Below are 16,938 nucleotides of genomic sequence, written 5' to 3' on the forward strand. Positions count from 1 at the left end.
AGACACGGCCGCGGGCCGACAGGCCGCGTGACGATCGCCCTGTCGGCTTGGCTCTGCGCCGCAGCCCTGCCCGTCTCGGCCGCCGCCGTTCAGGTCGAGGTCGACGGGATCGAGCCGGGCGGCGGTCAGGTGCGCGTGGCGCTCTGTCAGGGCGGTCTTTCGGAGACGTCGTGCCTGCGGGGCGACGACTCGCCGGCGACGGCCGACCGGGCGCTGTTCACCTTCCGGGACGTTCCGCCGGGGACCTACGCGGTGGCGGCCTATCAGGACGCCAACGGCAACGGACGCCTCGACCGGACCGGCCTCGGCCTGCCGCTGGAGCCCTACGGCTTCTCGGGCGCCGTCGGGCGCCGGGCGCGGCCCGATTTCGCCGAGGCGGCCTTCGCCCTGCGGGAACCGGGCGCCGCCCTGCGGGTGCGCCTTGGCCGTGCCCTTCCGAGACGGTGAGACGATGGAGGGCCCCCTCGTCAGCCTCGTGGACGTCGGCCTCGACCTCCGCGGGCGACGGGTTCTGGACCGGGTCGATCTTGAGCTCGGGGCCGGCGAGACCCTCGCGCTGCTCGGGCCGAACGGGGCCGGCAAGTCCTCGCTGATGCGCCTCGTCGCGGGGCGGTTGTGTCCGAGCGCGGGGTCGGTGCGCGTGGCCGAGGCGGACCCCTATCGCGCGGGACGCGCACGCCGCGCCATCGGCTGGGTGCCGCAGGAGATCGCCCTCTATCCCCGGCTGACCGTCTCGGAGAATCTCGGCGTCTTCGGGCAGCTCGCGGGGGTTGCCCGACGCGACCGGAAGGCGGCCGTGGAGGCCGCCCTGACCATGGCCGACATCGCCGACGTGGCCCGACGCCCGGTGGGCGTCCTGTCGGGGGGATATCGGCGCCGGGTCAACATCGCGGCGAGCCTGATGAACCGGCCCCGGCTGGTCCTCCTGGACGAGCCGACCAGCGGCGTCGACCTCGCCGCCCGGGCCGCGATCCACGCGGTGCTCGACCGCCTGAAGGCCGCCGGCACCGCGATCCTGATCGCCACGCACGATTTCGCCGAAGCGGAGCGCCTCGCTTCCCGGGTTGCGTTCCTGGCCCAGGGTCGGGTCGTGCGCGCCGGCCGGCTCGCCGATCTGCTCGCGCAATTGCGCACGGGCGCCCCCGAGCGGGAGCTGAGCCTCGCCGTCCCGGCGACGGGACCGGCCGAGGGTGTGCTACGCCGGGCCGGGTTCGCGCCCGCCGAGGCGGGAGGCCTCGTCTGGCGGTCCGTCGAGCGCTCCGGCCTCGACGGCGCGGCCCTGCTCGGCGCGCTGCGCGCCCAGGGCGTTCCCGTGGCCGAGATCCGGGTTCGGGCGCCACGGCTGGAGACGCTCTACCTCGACGCCCTCCGGCCGCGGGAGCTTACGGATCCCGCGGCCACGCCGCTCCGGGTCGGTGCAGCCGGATGATCGCCGCCGCCTTCCGCGTGATGCTCCTGACCCTTCTGCGCGACCGGGCCGCGCTGGTGATGGCCTTCGTGCTGCCGACGGTGATCTTCTCGATCTTCGCGGCCATCTTCTCCGGGGCGATCGGCGACCGGATCCGCATTCATCTCGGACTGGCCGATCTGGCCCACACCGCCGCCACCGAGCGCCTCGCCGACGCCCTCGCGGCCGATCCCTCGCTGCGCGTGACGCGCCTGCCCGCCACCGACATTGCCGCCGTGGCGCAGGCGGTTCGTGCGGGCGAGGTCGACGTGGCGCTGGTCCTGCGCGGCGACCTGATCGCCGCGCCTGCGGAAGCCGCATCCGGGTCTGTCGATCAACCGGTGGTGCTGGTGGAGAACCCCGCCAAGGCGTTGGCGACGCCGATTGCCCTGGGCCAGCTCCAGCGGGTCCTGAACGAGGCGCTGCCCGACGTGGTCCTGTCGCGGATCGTCGCCGACGTCGAGCGCACGGGCAAGATCGGCCCCGACGAGCGCCGCTTCCTCGACGAGGCCTTCGCGGAGCAGCGGGCCAAGAAGGAGCCGTTCAGCTTCGCCGCCCTGGTGGAGCGGCGCAGCACCGCCGCTGGCAGCGCCAATGCGCGGGTGAGCTACTATGCCGGTGCGATCACAGCGGTGTTCCTGCTCTTCGCCGCGATGCAGGGGGCGATGTCCCTGGTCGAGGAGCGCGAGACGGGCCTCGCCGAACGGCTGATGGCCGGTCCGGGCGGCCTGCCGGTGGTCGTGCTCGGCAAGTTCGCCTTCCTGACGCTGCAGGGTCTCGTCCAGGCCGGGCTGATCTTCCTGGCCGCCGCGCTGCTCTACGGAGTCGAGATCGGGCCGCACTGGCCGGCCTTCCTGGCCACCTGCCTGCTGGTCTCGGCGATGGCCGCCGGCCTCGCGCTCGCTGCCTGCGCGCTGGCTGGCTCGCGCCAGCAGGCGCACCTCGCTTCGACCTTCGGAGTGCTGCTGCTCTCGGCGGTGGGAGGCTCCATGGTTCCGCGCTTCCTGATGCCGCCCTGGCTGCAGCAGGCCGGCTGGCTCACCCCCAATGCCTGGGCGATCGAGGCGTATCAGAGCGCGCTCGGCGAAGGGTTCTCCGCCGCAGCGCCGTCGCTCGCGGTGCTGGGCGCGCTGACGCTCTGCGGGCTCGGCCTCGCCCTCACCCTGGCGGCGCGGCGGACCGTGTAGGGCAGCCATCGGGCGCGCGGATCGGACCCGCGTTACTCGACGTAGACGCCCGCACCGATGACCGCGTCCGAACCGGCGACGTGCGTCGCGCAGACGTAGCTCCATTTCACGGTCGGGACGGACTGACCGGGCTTCGGGAACATGTAATCGACCCAGCCGGAACCGAAGCGGTCCACAACCTCGATGAAGTCCCTGTGGAACTGCTTCCGGTCGGCGTCGCGCTCGTCGAGAAGATCATGCCCCTCGCGGTTCGGATGCGCGGCATTGAACAGCACGATCCCCTTCATGTCGATGACGAACAGATAGACGTCCCCGTAGCGCCAGACGCTACCTTTCCGTCTGAAGTCTCCGAACGCCCCGGCGCCGCGGTCTTCCAACGCCTCGGCCGCCCGGTTCACCAGGGCCTCGATCTCGGCCGCCTGATGGACGGGCGGAGTCGAGCGCGTCCGGAATGCGGGAAGCGTCAGGCCGATCACGAGCAACACCGGCCATATCAGCAGGGCTCTCCACATGTGGTCGCCTCACCGATTGAATCTGCGACGTCCCAGGCGATCCCGAGACGATCACGGCGCGCTGCGCCACGGCGATCCGCCCAAGGCGGCAGGCGCGCCGAACTGCAGGTGCGGCCGCAGCACCGTCTCCAGCCCCGCCTGCGCGGAGCGGGAATGGCTGCGGGAGTCCGGCCGAACGGATAGCGGAGGGTCCACGCTCGTCCCGTCAGGATCTTGCCGGGAGCCCTCCGAGGTCACCGGATAATCCCGCCCGGTGCGCGTTGCCGAGGCGCGGACTTCGCCGACATGGCCGTGCCCCCTGAGAGCACAGCTGGCCCGCCTTCCGGAAACCGGCCGGCCCACGGCATCGGGCAGCGTCGCGAAGGCGAGGCAATTGCCGTTCAGCTCGATCATCGGATGACGGTCGTCGATCGCGGCACGCCTCGGTACGACCGTCCTGCGAGACCGCGCGCAGGCACCAGCCTGCGCCGCGCGGCGGACGGCTTCCGTGTCTTGGACGAGGAGACCCCACCCCTCTCGGACACAGAGTTCGATCCCTGTGAAATCCGGCATTTCGCCCTCCAGCATAGCCCGATTTCAGTAATGATCTGATCCAATATAAATCGTATGCGGGATAATGCGCATCATTCATTTGAATGCGCCAACGAATAAATAATATTCGACAGCCCGAGGGATGGGCGTGAGGCCCGTGCCGAGACCCGCGCCAAGACCCGTGCGCTCGGCATCCGTCACACCGTGGTCGTTGCCCTGTGCGTCCGGCCGGGGCGCTCCGACCCGGTCGCCCGCGACGGGCTCCGGGAGCCGCTCCGGGCTGCGGCATGCTCGGCCCGCGACGATCCGCGCTGTTTCCCCGCGGCTCCGCGAGCGCACATGCAGCTTCCCCGCCGCACGGCCCCGCTCCACGGAACTCCCATGCTCCGCCTGCTCATCGCCGACGGCAACGACCGCGCGGCCCGGGACCGGCACGTCGCGGCCACCGGCCGAACCTCGGCCGAGTCCTACGCGGCCGTGGTCCGGGATCTTCGACCGGAGATCAGCTGCCATCTCGTCAGCCCCGCCGATGCCGACGCCACCCTCCCGGCGACCCTCGCGGATGTCGACGGCGTGATCTTCACCGGCTCGACGCTCAGAGTTTCCGAGGGCACGCCCGAGGTGAGGCGGCAGCTCGTGCTGATGCGGGCCGCCCTGGACGCGGGGCTGGCGATCTTCGGATCGTGCTGGGGCGTGCAGGTCGCCGCCACGGTGGCGGGCGGGCGGGCCGCCGAGAACCCGCGCGGGCCGGAATACGGCTTCGCCCGCTCCATTACCCCGACCGAGGAGGGCCGGACCCATCCGCTCCTCGCCGGCCGGCCCGCCACGTGGGACGCCCCCGCGATTCACGCGGATGCGGTGCTCCAACCGCCGCCGGGCGCCCGCGTGCTTGCCGGGAACCGGATCCTCGGCATCCAGGCGATCGAGATCCGCCAGGGGGACGGATGGTTCTGGGGGACGCAGTATCATCCCGAACTCGACCTGGACGAAGTCGCCGCGATGCTCCGCCTGTGCGACACGGCCATCGTCGCGGCGGGCCTGGCGGAGGATCCGGAGACGGTGGCGGCCTATGCCGACGAGATCGCAGGCCTTCAGACAGGCGAGCCCGCAGCCGTGCGCCGGCTCGCATGGCGCCACGGATTGGGGCCGGAAGTGCTGGAGGCGGATCGCCGCCGCCGCGAGATCGGCAACTTTCTGACCCGGCTGTCCACAGGTGAGGATTGACCGGATGCGGCCGCGACCGGGTGGCGCGTTGACCCGCACGACCCCGGGGCTAGCTTCGCTGTCGCGGGTCACGTTCGTGGAAGGCCCGGGGAGCGACCCATCAGGATGAGCCAGGATTCAACGGTGGCCGTTATCGGCAGCGGACTCGGCGGTCTGGCGGCCGCGTGTGTCGCTTCCGCGCGGGGACACCGCGTGACGGTCTACGACAAGAACGGCTGGCTCGGCGGAAAGGCGGCGGTGCTCCATGAGGGCGGCTTCCGCTTCGACATGGGCCCGACCATCCTGACCGTGCCGCGGGTGCTGGAACGGATCTTCGCGGAAGCCGGCCGCTCGGTCCACGACTACATGGATCTGCGCCGCCTCGACCCGCAATGGCGGTGCTTCTTCGATGACGGCACCCAGATCGACCTGATGCAGGACGTCGAGCGGATGGCCGGCGACATGGAGCGCTTCGCGCCCGGCACCGGCAAGGGCTACAAGAAGTTCCTCTCGATCTCGGAACACCTGCACGGCGTCTCGGAAAAGTTCTTCTTCTGGAAGCCGGTCGAAGACCTGTTCGACACGATCAACATCCGCGCCAACATGAACCCGGGCACGCTGCGCGACGTGCTCTCCCTGCGCATGCACGCCTCCGTCGCCTCGACGATCCGCGGCAAGGTCAAGGACGCCCGGCTCGCGCAGATGCTCGACCACTTCGTGCAATATGTCGGCTCCTCGCCCTACGGCGCGCCGGCGGTGCTCTGCGCCATCGCGCACATGCAGACCGCCGACGGCGTCTGGTACCCGATGGGCGGCACCCGCGCCGTGGCGGAGGGGCTGGCGAAGCTCGCCCAGGAACTCGGCGCCACCTGCAAGACCGACACCGAGGTGACCGGAATCGAGACCGCGAACGGCGCCGTGCGGGGCGTGCGGACCGCCCACGGCGTCACGCCCTTCGACGCGGTGATCTCCAACATGGATTCGGTCCGCACCTACCGCGAACTCGTCGGCGGCGAAGCGGCCAAGGTCTACGCCAAGAAGAACCCCGAGCCCGCCTGCTCGGGCGTGGTGCTCTATCTCGGCCTGAACAAGCGCTACGAGCACCTGAACCACCACGACTTCGTCTTCTCCCGGGATCCGGAAGAGGAGTTCGACTACATCTACAACAAGGGCGAGCCGGCCCCGGACCCGACCGCCTATCTGGCGGCGCCCTCCTCCACCGATCCGAGCGTGGCGCCGGAGGGTGGCGAGGCGCTCTACGTCCTCGTGCATACGCCGTATCTGCGCCCGCACCACGACTGGCGTCCGGACGGACCGCTGTTCCAGAATTACCGCCGGACGATCCTCGACAAGCTCAAGCGCACCGGCGGCATGCCGGACCTGGAGGAGCGCATCGTCGTCGAGCGCCACCTGACGCCGCAGGACATCCACGAGCGTTACAAGGTGCTGAACGGCGCGATCTACGGTCTCGCCTCCCACGGGCGCGTGATGGGCGCATTCAAGCCTGGAAACCGTTCGCGGCAGGTGCGCGGCCTCTACCTCGCGGGGGGCGCCGCCCATCCGGGTCCCGGCATGCCGATGGTGATGATGTCGGGCTGGATCGCCGCCGACGCGCACGACCAGGACGCCCGCGGCGCCCTGCGCGCCTCGGCGTGACGGCGACGCCGCCACCTCCCGCCTCCGTCCCGGGGGGCGAGAGAGGTACGCGCGGCGCCCCCTTGCCCCCGATCTCGCCCGGAATCCGCGCCTTCATGGTGGCGTGGTTCGAGCGCTATATGCACCGCCACCTCGACGCCGTGCGGCTGCCCCTCTGGAGCACGCCGCCGGCGGCGAGCCATCCGGGCGCGATCGTGGTCTATAGCAACCACCCGGCGTGGTGGGACGCCGCGCTGATCGTCGTGCTGGCCGGCCGCCTCTATCCGGAGCGATGGAGCCGCGCCCCGTTCGACGCCGCGATGCTGGCGCGCTACCGGATCTTCGAGCGGATCGGCGCCTTCGGGGTCGACCTGGACAGCCCGCGCGCGGCGGCGCAGTTCCTCACGGCCGCCCGGTCGATCCTGGCGTCCTCCGACGGCATGCTCTGGATCACCGCACAGGGCCGTTTCGCGGATGCCCGCGCACGGCCGCTGGCCCTGAGGCCCGGCGTGGCACGGCTCGCCGAGATCGCCCCCGACGCCCTGTTCGTTCCCCTCGCCGTGGAATACACTTTCTGGGACGAGCGCGGTGCCGGCGCCTTCGTGGCCTTCGGTCCCGGGATCGGCGGATCCGAACTCGCCGCGCTTCCGCGAGACCAGCGTCTCGCGCGCCTGGAATCCGACCTGACCACGACCCTCGACCGTCTGAGCGCCGATGTGATCAGCCGGGAACCCGGACGCTTCCGCACCCTGGTCTCCGGCCGAAAGGGCGTCGGCGGCCTCTACGATCTGTGGCGACGCGTGGCGGCCCGGCTCTCCGGGCGACGCTTCGATCCGGCGCATCGCGCCGCGGGCGGCCAGGATCGCGCCGGATGACCGCTTCCGCTCGCGCCCGGCCCCGTACGATCCCAGGTCGAGACTCGACACCAGCGCGGCGCGGACGATGACCGATTCGATCCTCACGGCCCTGGCCCTGCTCTGCCTGGTCGCCGCCCTCCTGCCGGCCGTGCTGGCGGCGGTGAATCTCGCGGCTCTGCGCCGGCCCATGCCGGAGACCGGGACGGGCCTGGTCTCGATCCTGATCCCGGCACGCAACGAGGCCGGCAACATCGACGCCACCGTGCGGGCGGCGCTCGCCAGCACATCGGTTCCGGTGGAGGTGATCGTCGGTGACGATCATTCCACGGACGCGACCCCGGAGATCGTGCGCGCCGTCGGCGATCCGCGTCTGCGCCTCGTCTCGGTGCCGGCCCTTCCCGAAGGCTGGACGGGCAAGAACCACGCCTGCAGCCATATGGCCGGCCTCGCCCGCGGCGACCACCTGCTGTTCCTGGACGCCGACGTGCGCCTCGAAGCCGAGGCCGCGGCTGCCGTGGCGGCCCAGGCCCGCCGCACCGGCGCGGCGCTCGTCAGCGGCGTACCCCGGCAGCGCACGGACACGCTCGGCGAGATGCTGACCGTCCCGATGATCGACTTCCTGCTCCTCGGCTTCCTGCCGGTGCCGCTGATGCGTCGGCTGCCGGACCCGTCGCTCGGCGCGGCCTGCGGTCAGCTGATCTTGGTCGATCGTGCGGCCTACACGGCCGTCGGCGGACACGCTGCGATCCGCAAATCCCTCCATGACGGCGTCCGCCTGGCCCGCCTCTTCCGTGCCGCGGGCTACCGGACGGATCTCGTGGCCGCCGCCGCGCTGGCGACGTGCCGGATGTACGATGGCTTCACCCAAGCCTGGGCCGGCTTCTCCAAGAACGCCCACGAGGGCATGGCCACGCCCCGCGCCCTTCCGGTCTGGACACTCCTGCTCGGCTGCGGCCAGGTCCTGCCGCCGCTCCTAATCCTGGCCGGACTGCTCGGGCTGGTGCCCGCCTCCGCCCTGGCCCTGGCCGCCCTGGCCTTGGCCCTGGCGCTGGCGACCCGGACGGCCGTCACGGTGGCGGTCCGGGCACCCTGGGCGACGATCCCGCTCCACCCGGCGGCGGTCGCGGTGGCCCTGGCGATCCAGTGGAACGTGCTCCTGCGCCGCGAGCGAGCCGGCGCGGCCACTTGGAAGGGGCGCAGCTATCCCGTGAGCGGCGGCTGACCCGCGCAGGCCGACGGGAAGGTACACCGCCGGCCCGGATCACGCGTTCAGGGCTGGCACGGGTTGGTGTTGCGGGCCTTTCCGGAAGACGGCTTCAGCGAGACGATGAGCTGAACGTTCGGCACATCGCCGACCTGCCGGGTCAGGTGCCCGACATGGCCCTCCGCCCCCTGCGGCGTCGAGCCCATGTCGGCGTTGAACTCCACCTCGCCGGGTCCCTGCTCGAGCACGCTCCCGTCGGTGGCCTCCACCGACCAGCGGCCCGACAGGGTGATCACCCATTGCGGCCCCGGCGCCGTGTGCCACGTACCGACATAGCCGACGGGCAGGACCGCATACTTGATCGACGCCACCTCCCCCGGCGGAAAGCCGACGTATTGCGGTGCTGCCGGAGGCGCGTAGCTCTTGAAGATGAAATTCTTCAGGTCACAGTATTGGACATGGCTGTGACCCTTGTCGTCGGCATAGAGAACCCCGTACCGCAAGGCGGGCGGATCGGCTGAGGCGAGACCGGCCGGACCGGACGGCGCCGCCTCGATGGTCATCAACGGTTCCTTCTTCGGATCGCCGGCCGCCTGACCATTCAGGACGCCCATGACCGACATCAGCAGAGCCGCAGCGGCGCGGTCTGCCATCCTGAACCATCCCATGGTTTCCCCTCGGCTTTGTCTCGGGCGCGACGCGCACCCGCAGCCCATTAAAATCGGCCGCCAGATTTTCTCAATCTTTTTCCCGTGCAACGACCTTCCGATGCATTTCTTTATCTGAAACATCGATCTTTAATCTCGAACCTTTGCATGCAAATTTAGCGCTGTTCACGACGCCGAGAAGCAAGGCAAAGGAAATACCCGGATGCACGCGCTCCATGCGGCGTCCGACGGCGCAGAAGTCTTGTCCACAGACGCCCGACAGCGAGGCCGGCAACCTGACGGGTTCGGCTCCGATCCGCGGCCGCAGATCGGGGCGAGAATCGCTCATCGCCCACAGACCGCCAGATGCAGGATCCGGTCGGAGGCGCAGATGGATCCGACGGCTTCGGATGCCGGGCTCCCCATCGCGGGATACGCCTCGTCGTGGCTCGCAGCGCATGACCGCGCGCGCCCGGCTTGCAGCGCAGCGGCAGCCGTCCTGTTCGCCGGAGCGACGGCGGCTCTTGTCACCTTCGCCGGCAACAGCCTGCTCGGTGCCGGCATGGTCCATCGCCGCAACGCGGCGCCGGACCGCCCGGTCGTCCTGGCGCCGGTGGGCCGGCGCGTGCGTCCGGATCGGTGCCAAAGCGGTGTTCGCCCGGGTGCGGTGATCGCACAGCGGTTTGTCGTGCCGCGGCTCGGCCTATTGGATCAGGCCGACTGGGGCTCCGCTCCAGCCGAGCCGTCCGGCTGCGTTTCCGCCAGGATCCAGGCGGCGGTGTCGGCGTCCGCGCCGGCGACCGGCAGATGCAGGATGATCGGCGTGTCGTAGGGATGTCGCGCCTTCAGGGCGGCCGTCAGTGCGTCGGCGAGACCCTCACGGCTCTTGAGAAGGGCCGCGACCTCCGCGCCGCGCTCGACGGCGCCCTTCCAGCTGTAGACGGATTGCATGCCCGGCATCACGTTGATGCAGGCGATGAGACGCTCGCGGACCAGGGCCTCGCCGATATTCAGCGCAGAGGCGAGGTCGGGAAAGGTGGTGTAGACGAGGAGCGGACGCTCCATGCTATGCCTCCGATTGCGCATGTGCCGTCAGAGTGAGGCCCATGCCAAGCCAGGACGTCAACCGGGCGGTTCGCTCATCAGACTGGAGCCGTGACGTGAACCCTGAGGCGATTTTGACGCGCCTGCGCGGCTGCGCCTGAGCCATGGCGCTCTTCCAGAAGATCGCCTTCGTGGCGAGTCCGACCGGCCATGCCCGCGAGGCCGCCGCCGCCCTGATGCGTCGCTACGACCACGTCCCGCCCGAGGAGGCGGACGTCGTGGTGGCGCTCGGCGGTGACGGCCTGATGCTGCAGGTGCTCCACCGCTTCATGGACAACCCGAAGCCGATCTACGGGATGAACCGCGGCACGGTCGGCTTCCTGATGAACGAGTTTCGCGACGACGACCTTCTGGAGCATCTGGAGACGGCGCATCGCAGCGTCATCCACCCACTGGTGATGGACGTCCTCGACACCGAAGGCCGCTCACACCGGGCGCGGGCGATCAACGAGGTCTATCTGCTACGCCAGACCCACCAGACCGCCAAGCTGAAGATCGCAGTCGACGGCAACGTCCGGCTCGACCTGCTGATCGCCGACGGCGTACTCGTCGCCACTGCGGCGGGCTCGACCGCTTACAACCTGTCGGTCGGCGGCCCGATCCTGCCTCTGGACGCCAAGCTGCTGGCACTGACGCCGATCTCGGCCTTCCGCCCCCGGCGCTGGCGCGGCGCGCTCCTGCCGGATTACGCCCGCATCCGGATCGACGTGCTCGACGCGCCCCACCGCCCGGTGGCGGCGGTCGCTGACCACACCGAGTTCCGCCGCGTCTGCACCGTGGAGACATCCCTCGACCGCGCCACCGAACTCGTGCTGCTCCACGATCCCGGCCATAGCCTCGACGAGCGCATCCTGCGAGAGCAATTCGGGTGAGCCTGGACATCAGACCCGCGCGGGCGACCGATCACGCGGCGATCACCCGCATCATCGTGCCGACCATCCGGGCGGGAGAGACCTATGCCCTCGACCGCGACCTCGGCGAGGCCGAAGCCCTCGCCTACTGGACCGGACCGGACCGCGAGACCTTCGTGGCGGAGGAAGCGGGGACGGTGGTCGGCACGTATTACCTGCGCGCCAATCAGGCGGGCGGAGGCGCCCACGTCGCCAATTGCGGATTCATGACGGGGGAAGCCGCGATCGGCCGCGGAATCGCCCGCGCCTTGTGCGCGCATGCCCTCGATCGGGCGCGGACGCGCGGTTTCACGGCGATGCAGTTCAACTTCGTGGTCAGCACCAACGTCCGAGCCGTCCGGCTATGGGAAAGCTTCGGCTTCGCCGTGGTCGGACGGCTGCCGGGCGCCTTTCGACACCCGGACCTCGGGCCGGTCGATGCGCTGGTGATGTTCCGGACGCTCTGAGGTGCCCCCGGATCAGGGCTGCGCAGCCGCGACGAGGTCGCCTTCGCGGATCGCCCGCTCGCCGGCCTTCGTGCGGATCCGGTAGCTCGGCTCGCCGGTCTGATCCTGCGGCATGAGCCGCAGGACCTCGAACACCTCGACCTCGCCCGCTTCGCCGGGGGTCCCGAGCCGGGGCCGGCAGACACGCTGGCCGATCTTGAACTTGTGGGACATGCCGGGCTCCTGGAGGGTGTTGCCGCTGCCGCGCCTCAGCGCTTCTTCTGCGCTTTCGCCTTGCGGGCGAGATAGCGAGCGTCGCGCTGGGCCTTCTGTTCGGCCTGGAGAGCCTTGGCGCGCTCCTGCGCGGCCAGCTGATCGGCGTGCTTGCGCTCGATTTCAGCGAGGCGCTCGGCCTCGGCCAGGGCAGCGGCGCGCTCGAGCTCGGCCTGACGCTGGGCGGCGCGTTCGGCCGCACGGGCCTCGCGGGCATCGACCACGGCGCGGCGGGCGGATTGGCGGGCCAGGACCGTGGGATCATCGGCAGACGGGCGCGCCCGGAACCGGGCCAGCATCTCGGACCGCGCCTTCGCGGCGGTCTCCAGACGATCGACGACACCCTGATTCTTCAAAAAGCTCACAGACACTCCTGGATCGGGCGCGGCGAAGGCCGTCGCCCACGAGAGAAAGGCAAGGAAAGAGAATGCAGATACGAAGAAGCCGCTCCAAGGGAGCGGCTTCGACAGAAACGCCTAGGACGGCGATCAGGCCGTCTGGAGCTGACCGGCGGACTGCTTGCCGCTGCGACGGTCGGTCTCCAGCTCGTAGGAAACCTTCTGGCCTTCGTTCAGGCTGCGCAGGCCGGCGCGCTCGACGGCCGAGATGTGAACGAACACGTCCTTGCCGCCGTCATCCGGCTGGATGAAGCCGTAGCCCTTGGTCTCGTTGAACCACTTGACGGTTCCGGTGCTCATGGAAGTCCTTGATCTTCGCAGGCATAGTGAGGAATGGCACCCGCTCATGCGAGAAGGCGCCGGCATCGACCGATAGCGATAGGAAAGTCAGAACCGCCCTGCGAAGGCGTAACGGTCCAAGATATCCGGACACGTGCCGATGCGGCTTAAATAAACCGCCGGCGGTTTTTTGGCAAGCGCAGGGAAATATTTCACCCGGCAACAGGCCCGCCGATGCGGGAGATTCTCAGCGGAAAATGCGGTTGAGCAACGCCAGAACGGCCGCGAGAACAACGAGATAAGGGAGTTCAATGCGGCGTGGGCGCATGAAGTCTGTGGTTACGGCCGCACGAACTAGCGCCGTCGGCACGCAGGCACCGGACGGGCTTGCTCAGGCCGGAACGAGGCGCAGAACACCCTCGCCGCGCCGATGGCCGACGGCGGTCACCGCGACCTCGCGGGCGCTGCCGCCGGCGACGAGGGCGGCCCCGAGCGCCGTTCCGAAGGGTGCCGCCACTTCGAGCCCGTGCCCGATCACGTCCCCGAGGGCGCGCAGCCGCGCGCCGGGCGCGAGACGGGCCAGCGCATCGTGCTCTTCCGCGGTGATCGGCGCGACTCCGGTGGCACCGGACAGGACGTGATCGGGGCCCGAGAGGCCGGCCTGTCGCCAGAGGGCCTCGAGGCTGTTGGCGACGCTGCCGGGCCTGCGCCGGGTCCGGTCGCTCGCCACCGTCTCAAGCCGGGCCAGGGCACGGGCACCGCGGGCGGCCGCATGCGCAGCCGATTCCAGCATCAGGAACGCTGCGCAGCTACCGAGGATGAAGCCGCCCGCCTCGCCCCGCGCGAAGACCGGGCGGTAGGCGTCGCGGGCGAGGTAGCCGCCCATCTCGTGGATGACCAGAACGTCCGGCCGCTCGGCGCTGTAGGAGCCGCCGACCAGGATCGCATCGATCTGGCCCGAAGCCACCCGCGCCTGGGCGATCCGCAGGGCGTCGACCCCGGCGGATTCCTCGCCCATGAAGGTGCGCGACGCGCCCGTCACCCCGTGCACGATGGCGATGTTGCCGGCGAGCAGGTTCGAGAGCTGAGCGAGGAACAGCGTCGGCCGGAGGTCGTTCTGCAGCCGCTCGTTCAGGTAGGCGCCCGGATCGGCGGCGTCCCGCAGGCCCGTGAGGATCGCCCCGTCCGCCGCGTAATCGCGCTCGCCACCGCCCGCCGCCACGACGAGATGGAGCGCCTGCTTGAAGGCGGCCTCATCCTTCACGCCCGCGGCGTCGAGGGCGAGGCCGGCGGCGTAGACGCCGAGCCGCTGCCAGGCCTCCATCTGCCGCTGATCGCTGCGCTTGGGAATCTGGCCGTCCCAGGCGATCGCCGGCGCCGGATGCACCGGGTAGGGCGCAAAGGTCTCGCTATCCGTGCGCGGAGCCGCCTCCCCGGCAAGGGCGGCCAAGTGGGCGTCGACGCCTTCACCCACGCAGGAGACGAGGCCGAGGCCGGTGACGACGACGGGGCGGCTCATGGCTGACTCAGGGCTCGCGTTCGGCCGGCGCCGAATCGGGAAACAGGCCGATCGTCCGCGCCCGCTCGCGCATCGGCGCGTCGAGGCCGTCCGGGAACGGCATGGTGCGGAAGCGCAGCTCCGCGTCGCACAGCGCCTTGCCGTCGTGGCTGATCGCCGCCTTGGTGACCGCGTAGCCCGAGCCGTCATGCTCCAGGTGCGCCGTGACGAGGAGGTCCGCCCCGGGACCCACGAAGGACCGGAAGCGGGCCTTGTCGACGCCGGTGAGGAACGGCATCCGGGCGAAGTCGAGATGGGCAAGCACGAGGTAGCCGGAGGCCTGCGCCATCGTCTCGGTGAGGAGGACGCCCGGCACCAGGGGATGGCCGGGGAAGTGCCCTTCGAAGACCGGGCTGGCCATCGGCACCCGGGCGAGCGCCTCGATGCGGCCGGCGGCCCGATCGAGGAGCCGCACGGAGTCGATCATCTCGAAATATTCGAGGCGCATGATGGGTCGGATCGGCCTGCGTTCAGACCTTGGCGGCCTTCTCGGCCACGAGGCCGTCGATGCGCGCGCAGAGGTTCTTGAGGACGAAGTACTCCTCGGCCGGGACCTTGCCCTCGTTGACCTCCTGGGTCCAGCGCTCGAGCGGCAGCTTGATCCCGAAGGCCTTGTCCACCGCGAAGGCGATGTCGAGGAAGGCGAGGCTGTCGATGCCGAGATCGTCGATGGCGTGGCTCTCGGGCGTGATCTTGTCCCGCGGGATGTCGGCGGTCTCGGCTATGATATCGGCCACGCGCTCGAAGGTGGCGCTGCCGTGGGCGGGCTCGTCGGACATGTCTTCTCGCGGGCTGTTCGAATTCCGGATCGGTCGTGCGGGAGCCCCCTCGCCGCCCGGGCGGCCCGGCGGAAACGCCCCGTGCGGCCACCCTACGCGTATACGGGCCCTCGTACGCGGCCCCGTCGAATGGCGGCGACCTCTACACGAGGGTGTCAGGGGCGGCAACCGCGGCGCTTCCCCGGCGTTTCAGCGCCTGTCCACAAGCGTGCGCCGCCGGGTGTGCGGACGCGCATGTGCGCCGATCGCGCCGACCCTAGCTTGACGGCGAGAGGACCGCGCGTCCTCAGGAGAACAGACGGATGCCACCGATCACCAAGCCCGCCGCTCCGCCGGCGCGGATCGAGACGCCACCCCTCCCGCCACAGGAGCGGGCGCGCTCCCAGGGTGCGGCTCGCGTCCTGCTCGTGCTGACCCTGTCGGCCCTGGGTCTCTGGATCCTGCACGAGTTCCTGCCCGCGCTGGCCTGGGCGGTGGTGCTGGCGATCGCCCTGTGGCCAGTCTACACGCGGCTGGAGCACCGCTTCCCGCCGGGCAAGCACAACATCCTGCTGCCCACGCTGATGACGGCGGCGGTGGCGCTGGTCTTCCTGGCGCCGCTGGCGATCCTCGGCGTCCAGGCCGCCCGCGAGGCCCACGACGTGGCCGAGTTCGTCCGCAATGCCGAGGCGAACGGCATCCCGGCGCCGGAATTCCTCCAGCACCTGCCCTACGGCGCCGCGCAGGCGACCGCGTGGTGGAACGACAATCTCGGCCACGCGCAGGCGGGCTCGGACCTGCTGCGCCGGTTCGAGAACAATTCCGTGCTTGGGGCCTCGCGCAATGTCGGCCGCGAGGTGGTACACCGGATCGTGCTGTTCGGCTTCAGCCTCGTGGCCCTGTTCTTCCTGTTCCGCGACTGGCGGACGGTGCGGGACCAGTCGCTGACCGCCTGCCACCGGCTGTTCGGCCCGCGCGGCGAGCGCGTCGCCCGCCAGATGGTGGCCTCCGTGCACGGCACCGTCGACGGGCTCGTGCTGGTGGGCCTCGGCGAGGGCTTCGTACTGGGGATCGTGTACCACTTCGCGGGGGTGCCCCACCCCGTGCTGCTCGGCGCCTTCACGGCAGTCGCGGCGATGATTCCGTTCGGAGCCGCCGTGGCCATCGCCATCGCGGCGCTTCTTCTGGTGGCGGCGGGTTCGGTGACGGCGGCTTTGGTGGTGGCTGCGGCGGGTTTCGTCGTGACCTTCGTCGCCGACCATTTCATCCGGCCGGCTCTGATCGGCGGCACGACGAAACTGCCCTTCCTGTGGGTGCTCCTCGGCATCCTCGGCGGCGTCGAGACCTTCGGACTGCTCGGCCTGTTCGTTGGCCCGGCGGTGATGGCCGCCCTGGTCCTGCTGTGGCGGGAATTCACCGAGGGGCAGGACGCGACGGCCTGAGCCGCCGGACCCGCTAGTCGGCCGCGCTCGCCCCGGCCGTGGCCTCGACCCGGCGCCGATCCTGGCGCCAATCGGCCGGCTTCTCGAAGGTGCCGGCCCAGATGCCGCGGCGGGTCGCCCAGGCGTGCCCTTCGTGGCGGACATAGGTGGGCGTCACGTGGCGGCTGGCCAGCGCCAGGCCCTGGCCGACCATCCAGGCGGACAGATCCTCGCCATGGACATGGCAGATCCCGGTGACACGCCCGGCGACGGCTCCCTCCCGCCGCTCGCAGGTGACGACGCCGCCGTCGATGCGCGCGCGCAGGGCCTGCGCGGCCTCGCGGCCGCAGCGATATTCCAGGCCCTTGGCGCTCTCGCAGCTCTGCGCGGTCTCGGGGGCGTCGATGCCGTATAGGTGGATGCGCGTCCCCTGCACCTCGATCGTGTCGCCGTCGATCACGGTCGCCGGACCGCTGATCGTCCCGGCCGCGGCCGCAGGGCCGCAGCACAGGAGGAGCAGGGCAAGCATCGGTCTGATCATCACGGAACTGTCCACGCGGGAGGCAAGGCGTCGAAGAAAAGCGGTGT

Annotated in this window: 22 protein-coding genes; 10 read left to right on the top strand and 12 right to left on the bottom strand. The window is 70.6% G+C overall.

What is annotated here, in order from left to right:
* Positions 1-27 precede the first annotated feature (27 nt).
* The 3 genes from ABC766_RS13665 to ABC766_RS13675 are packed head-to-tail and all read left to right on the top strand — an operon-like array spanning position 28 to position 2,634.
* Complete coding sequence (locus ABC766_RS13665; protein WP_043350167.1) at positions 28-447, top strand: DUF2141 domain-containing protein; 420 nt, start codon at positions 28-30, stop codon at positions 445-447.
* A gap of 4 nt (positions 448-451) precedes the next feature.
* Positions 452-1,429, top strand: a complete 978-nt coding sequence (locus ABC766_RS13670; protein WP_043350168.1) for an ABC transporter ATP-binding protein — start codon at positions 452-454, stop codon at positions 1,427-1,429.
* Positions 1,426-2,634: an ABC transporter permease gene (locus ABC766_RS13675; protein ID WP_043386036.1), complete on the top strand. Its 1,209-nt coding sequence runs from the start codon at positions 1,426-1,428 to the stop codon at positions 2,632-2,634. Before ABC766_RS13670 ends, ABC766_RS13675 begins: the two co-directional genes overlap by 4 nt.
* Before the next feature lie 32 nt (positions 2,635-2,666).
* Here ABC766_RS13675 and ABC766_RS13680 read toward each other — a convergent pair whose 3' ends face one another.
* Positions 2,667-3,119 carry a cache domain-containing protein gene (locus ABC766_RS13680; RefSeq protein WP_345822463.1) on the bottom strand — a complete coding sequence of 151 codons (453 nt, stop codon included), beginning with the start codon at positions 3,117-3,119 and terminating at the stop codon, positions 2,667-2,669.
* A 78-nt stretch (positions 3,120-3,197) separates the two neighbouring features.
* Positions 3,198-3,539, bottom strand: a complete 342-nt coding sequence (locus ABC766_RS13685; protein ID WP_345822464.1) for a hypothetical protein — start codon at positions 3,537-3,539, stop codon at positions 3,198-3,200.
* A gap of 519 nt (positions 3,540-4,058) precedes the next feature.
* On the opposite strand from ABC766_RS13685, the gene ABC766_RS13690 reads away from it, so the two are divergent.
* The 4 genes from ABC766_RS13690 to ABC766_RS13705 all read left to right on the top strand — a co-directional run bounded on the left by ABC766_RS13690 (position 4,059) and on the right by ABC766_RS13705 (position 8,594).
* A complete protein-coding gene (locus ABC766_RS13690; protein ID WP_345822465.1) occupies positions 4,059-4,901 on the top strand; it encodes a type 1 glutamine amidotransferase in 843 nt (280 codons plus the stop codon).
* Between the two features lie 105 nt (positions 4,902-5,006).
* A complete protein-coding gene (locus ABC766_RS13695) occupies positions 5,007-6,536 on the top strand; it encodes a phytoene desaturase family protein (RefSeq protein WP_345822466.1) in 1,530 nt (509 codons plus the stop codon).
* 95 nt (positions 6,537-6,631) lie between these two features.
* Positions 6,632-7,390 (top strand): lysophospholipid acyltransferase family protein, encoded by a 759-nt coding sequence (locus ABC766_RS13700; RefSeq protein ID WP_345822759.1) that lies wholly within the window; start codon positions 6,632-6,634, stop codon positions 7,388-7,390.
* Between the two features lie 67 nt (positions 7,391-7,457).
* Complete coding sequence (locus ABC766_RS13705) at positions 7,458-8,594, top strand: glycosyltransferase family 2 protein (protein ID WP_345822467.1); 1,137 nt, start codon at positions 7,458-7,460, stop codon at positions 8,592-8,594.
* A gap of 47 nt (positions 8,595-8,641) precedes the next feature.
* Here the strand turns inward: ABC766_RS13705 and ABC766_RS13710 are convergent, their stop codons facing one another.
* From ABC766_RS13710 to cutA, 3 genes are all read right to left on the bottom strand, one after another.
* Positions 8,642-9,229, bottom strand: coding sequence for a hypothetical protein (locus ABC766_RS13710; protein ID WP_342140996.1), 588 nt, complete (start codon positions 9,227-9,229; stop codon positions 8,642-8,644).
* An 85-nt stretch (positions 9,230-9,314) separates the two neighbouring features.
* On the bottom strand, positions 9,315-9,794 hold the full coding sequence (locus ABC766_RS13715) for a hypothetical protein (RefSeq protein ID WP_342140995.1): 480 nt from the start codon (positions 9,792-9,794) through the stop codon (positions 9,315-9,317).
* Between the two features lie 140 nt (positions 9,795-9,934).
* The gene (cutA, locus tag ABC766_RS13720; protein ID WP_043350188.1) at positions 9,935-10,288 is read right to left on the bottom strand and encodes a divalent-cation tolerance protein CutA; all 354 of its coding nucleotides are present in this window, start codon (positions 10,286-10,288) and stop codon (positions 9,935-9,937) included.
* 143 nt (positions 10,289-10,431) lie between these two features.
* Between cutA and ABC766_RS13725 the strand changes: the two genes are divergently transcribed.
* Both ABC766_RS13725 and ABC766_RS13730 read left to right on the top strand, forming a co-directional pair.
* Positions 10,432-11,199, top strand: coding sequence for an NAD kinase (locus ABC766_RS13725; RefSeq protein ID WP_043350190.1), 768 nt, complete (start codon positions 10,432-10,434; stop codon positions 11,197-11,199).
* Between the two features lie 2 nt (positions 11,200-11,201).
* Positions 11,202-11,684, top strand: a complete 483-nt coding sequence (locus ABC766_RS13730; RefSeq protein WP_043761689.1) for a GNAT family N-acetyltransferase — start codon at positions 11,202-11,204, stop codon at positions 11,682-11,684.
* Positions 11,685-11,696: 12 nt separating this feature from the next.
* On the opposite strand, the gene ABC766_RS13735 is transcribed toward ABC766_RS13730, so the two are convergent.
* From ABC766_RS13735 to ABC766_RS13760, 6 genes are all read right to left on the bottom strand, one after another.
* Positions 11,697-11,897, bottom strand: a complete 201-nt coding sequence (locus tag ABC766_RS13735; protein WP_043350192.1) for a hypothetical protein — start codon at positions 11,895-11,897, stop codon at positions 11,697-11,699.
* A gap of 35 nt (positions 11,898-11,932) precedes the next feature.
* Complete coding sequence (locus ABC766_RS13740) at positions 11,933-12,301, bottom strand: DUF6481 family protein (RefSeq protein ID WP_345822468.1); 369 nt, start codon at positions 12,299-12,301, stop codon at positions 11,933-11,935.
* Positions 12,302-12,424: 123 nt separating this feature from the next.
* The gene (locus ABC766_RS13745) at positions 12,425-12,634 is read right to left on the bottom strand and encodes a cold-shock protein (RefSeq protein ID WP_010683690.1); all 210 of its coding nucleotides are present in this window, start codon (positions 12,632-12,634) and stop codon (positions 12,425-12,427) included.
* A gap of 370 nt (positions 12,635-13,004) precedes the next feature.
* Positions 13,005-14,132 (bottom strand): beta-ketoacyl-ACP synthase, encoded by a 1,128-nt coding sequence (locus ABC766_RS13750; protein ID WP_345822469.1) that lies wholly within the window; start codon positions 14,130-14,132, stop codon positions 13,005-13,007.
* 7 nt (positions 14,133-14,139) lie between these two features.
* Positions 14,140-14,619, bottom strand: coding sequence for a 3-hydroxyacyl-ACP dehydratase FabZ family protein (locus ABC766_RS13755; RefSeq protein WP_043350198.1), 480 nt, complete (start codon positions 14,617-14,619; stop codon positions 14,140-14,142).
* 22 nt (positions 14,620-14,641) lie between these two features.
* Positions 14,642-14,950, bottom strand: coding sequence for an acyl carrier protein (locus tag ABC766_RS13760; protein ID WP_010683687.1), 309 nt, complete (start codon positions 14,948-14,950; stop codon positions 14,642-14,644).
* 302 nt (positions 14,951-15,252) lie between these two features.
* Between ABC766_RS13760 and ABC766_RS13765 the strand changes: the two genes are divergently transcribed.
* Positions 15,253-16,371 (top strand): AI-2E family transporter, encoded by a 1,119-nt coding sequence (locus ABC766_RS13765; protein WP_043350201.1) that lies wholly within the window; start codon positions 15,253-15,255, stop codon positions 16,369-16,371.
* Positions 16,372-16,384: 13 nt separating this feature from the next.
* Here ABC766_RS13765 and ABC766_RS13770 read toward each other — a convergent pair whose 3' ends face one another.
* On the bottom strand, positions 16,385-16,879 hold the full coding sequence (locus ABC766_RS13770; RefSeq protein WP_345822470.1) for a thermonuclease family protein: 495 nt from the start codon (positions 16,877-16,879) through the stop codon (positions 16,385-16,387).
* Between the last annotated feature and the right edge of the window lie 59 nt (positions 16,880-16,938).

Source organism: Methylobacterium fujisawaense, from assembly GCF_039619325.1.
In the GTDB taxonomy this organism is placed as follows: domain Bacteria; phylum Pseudomonadota; class Alphaproteobacteria; order Rhizobiales; family Beijerinckiaceae; genus Methylobacterium; species Methylobacterium fujisawaense.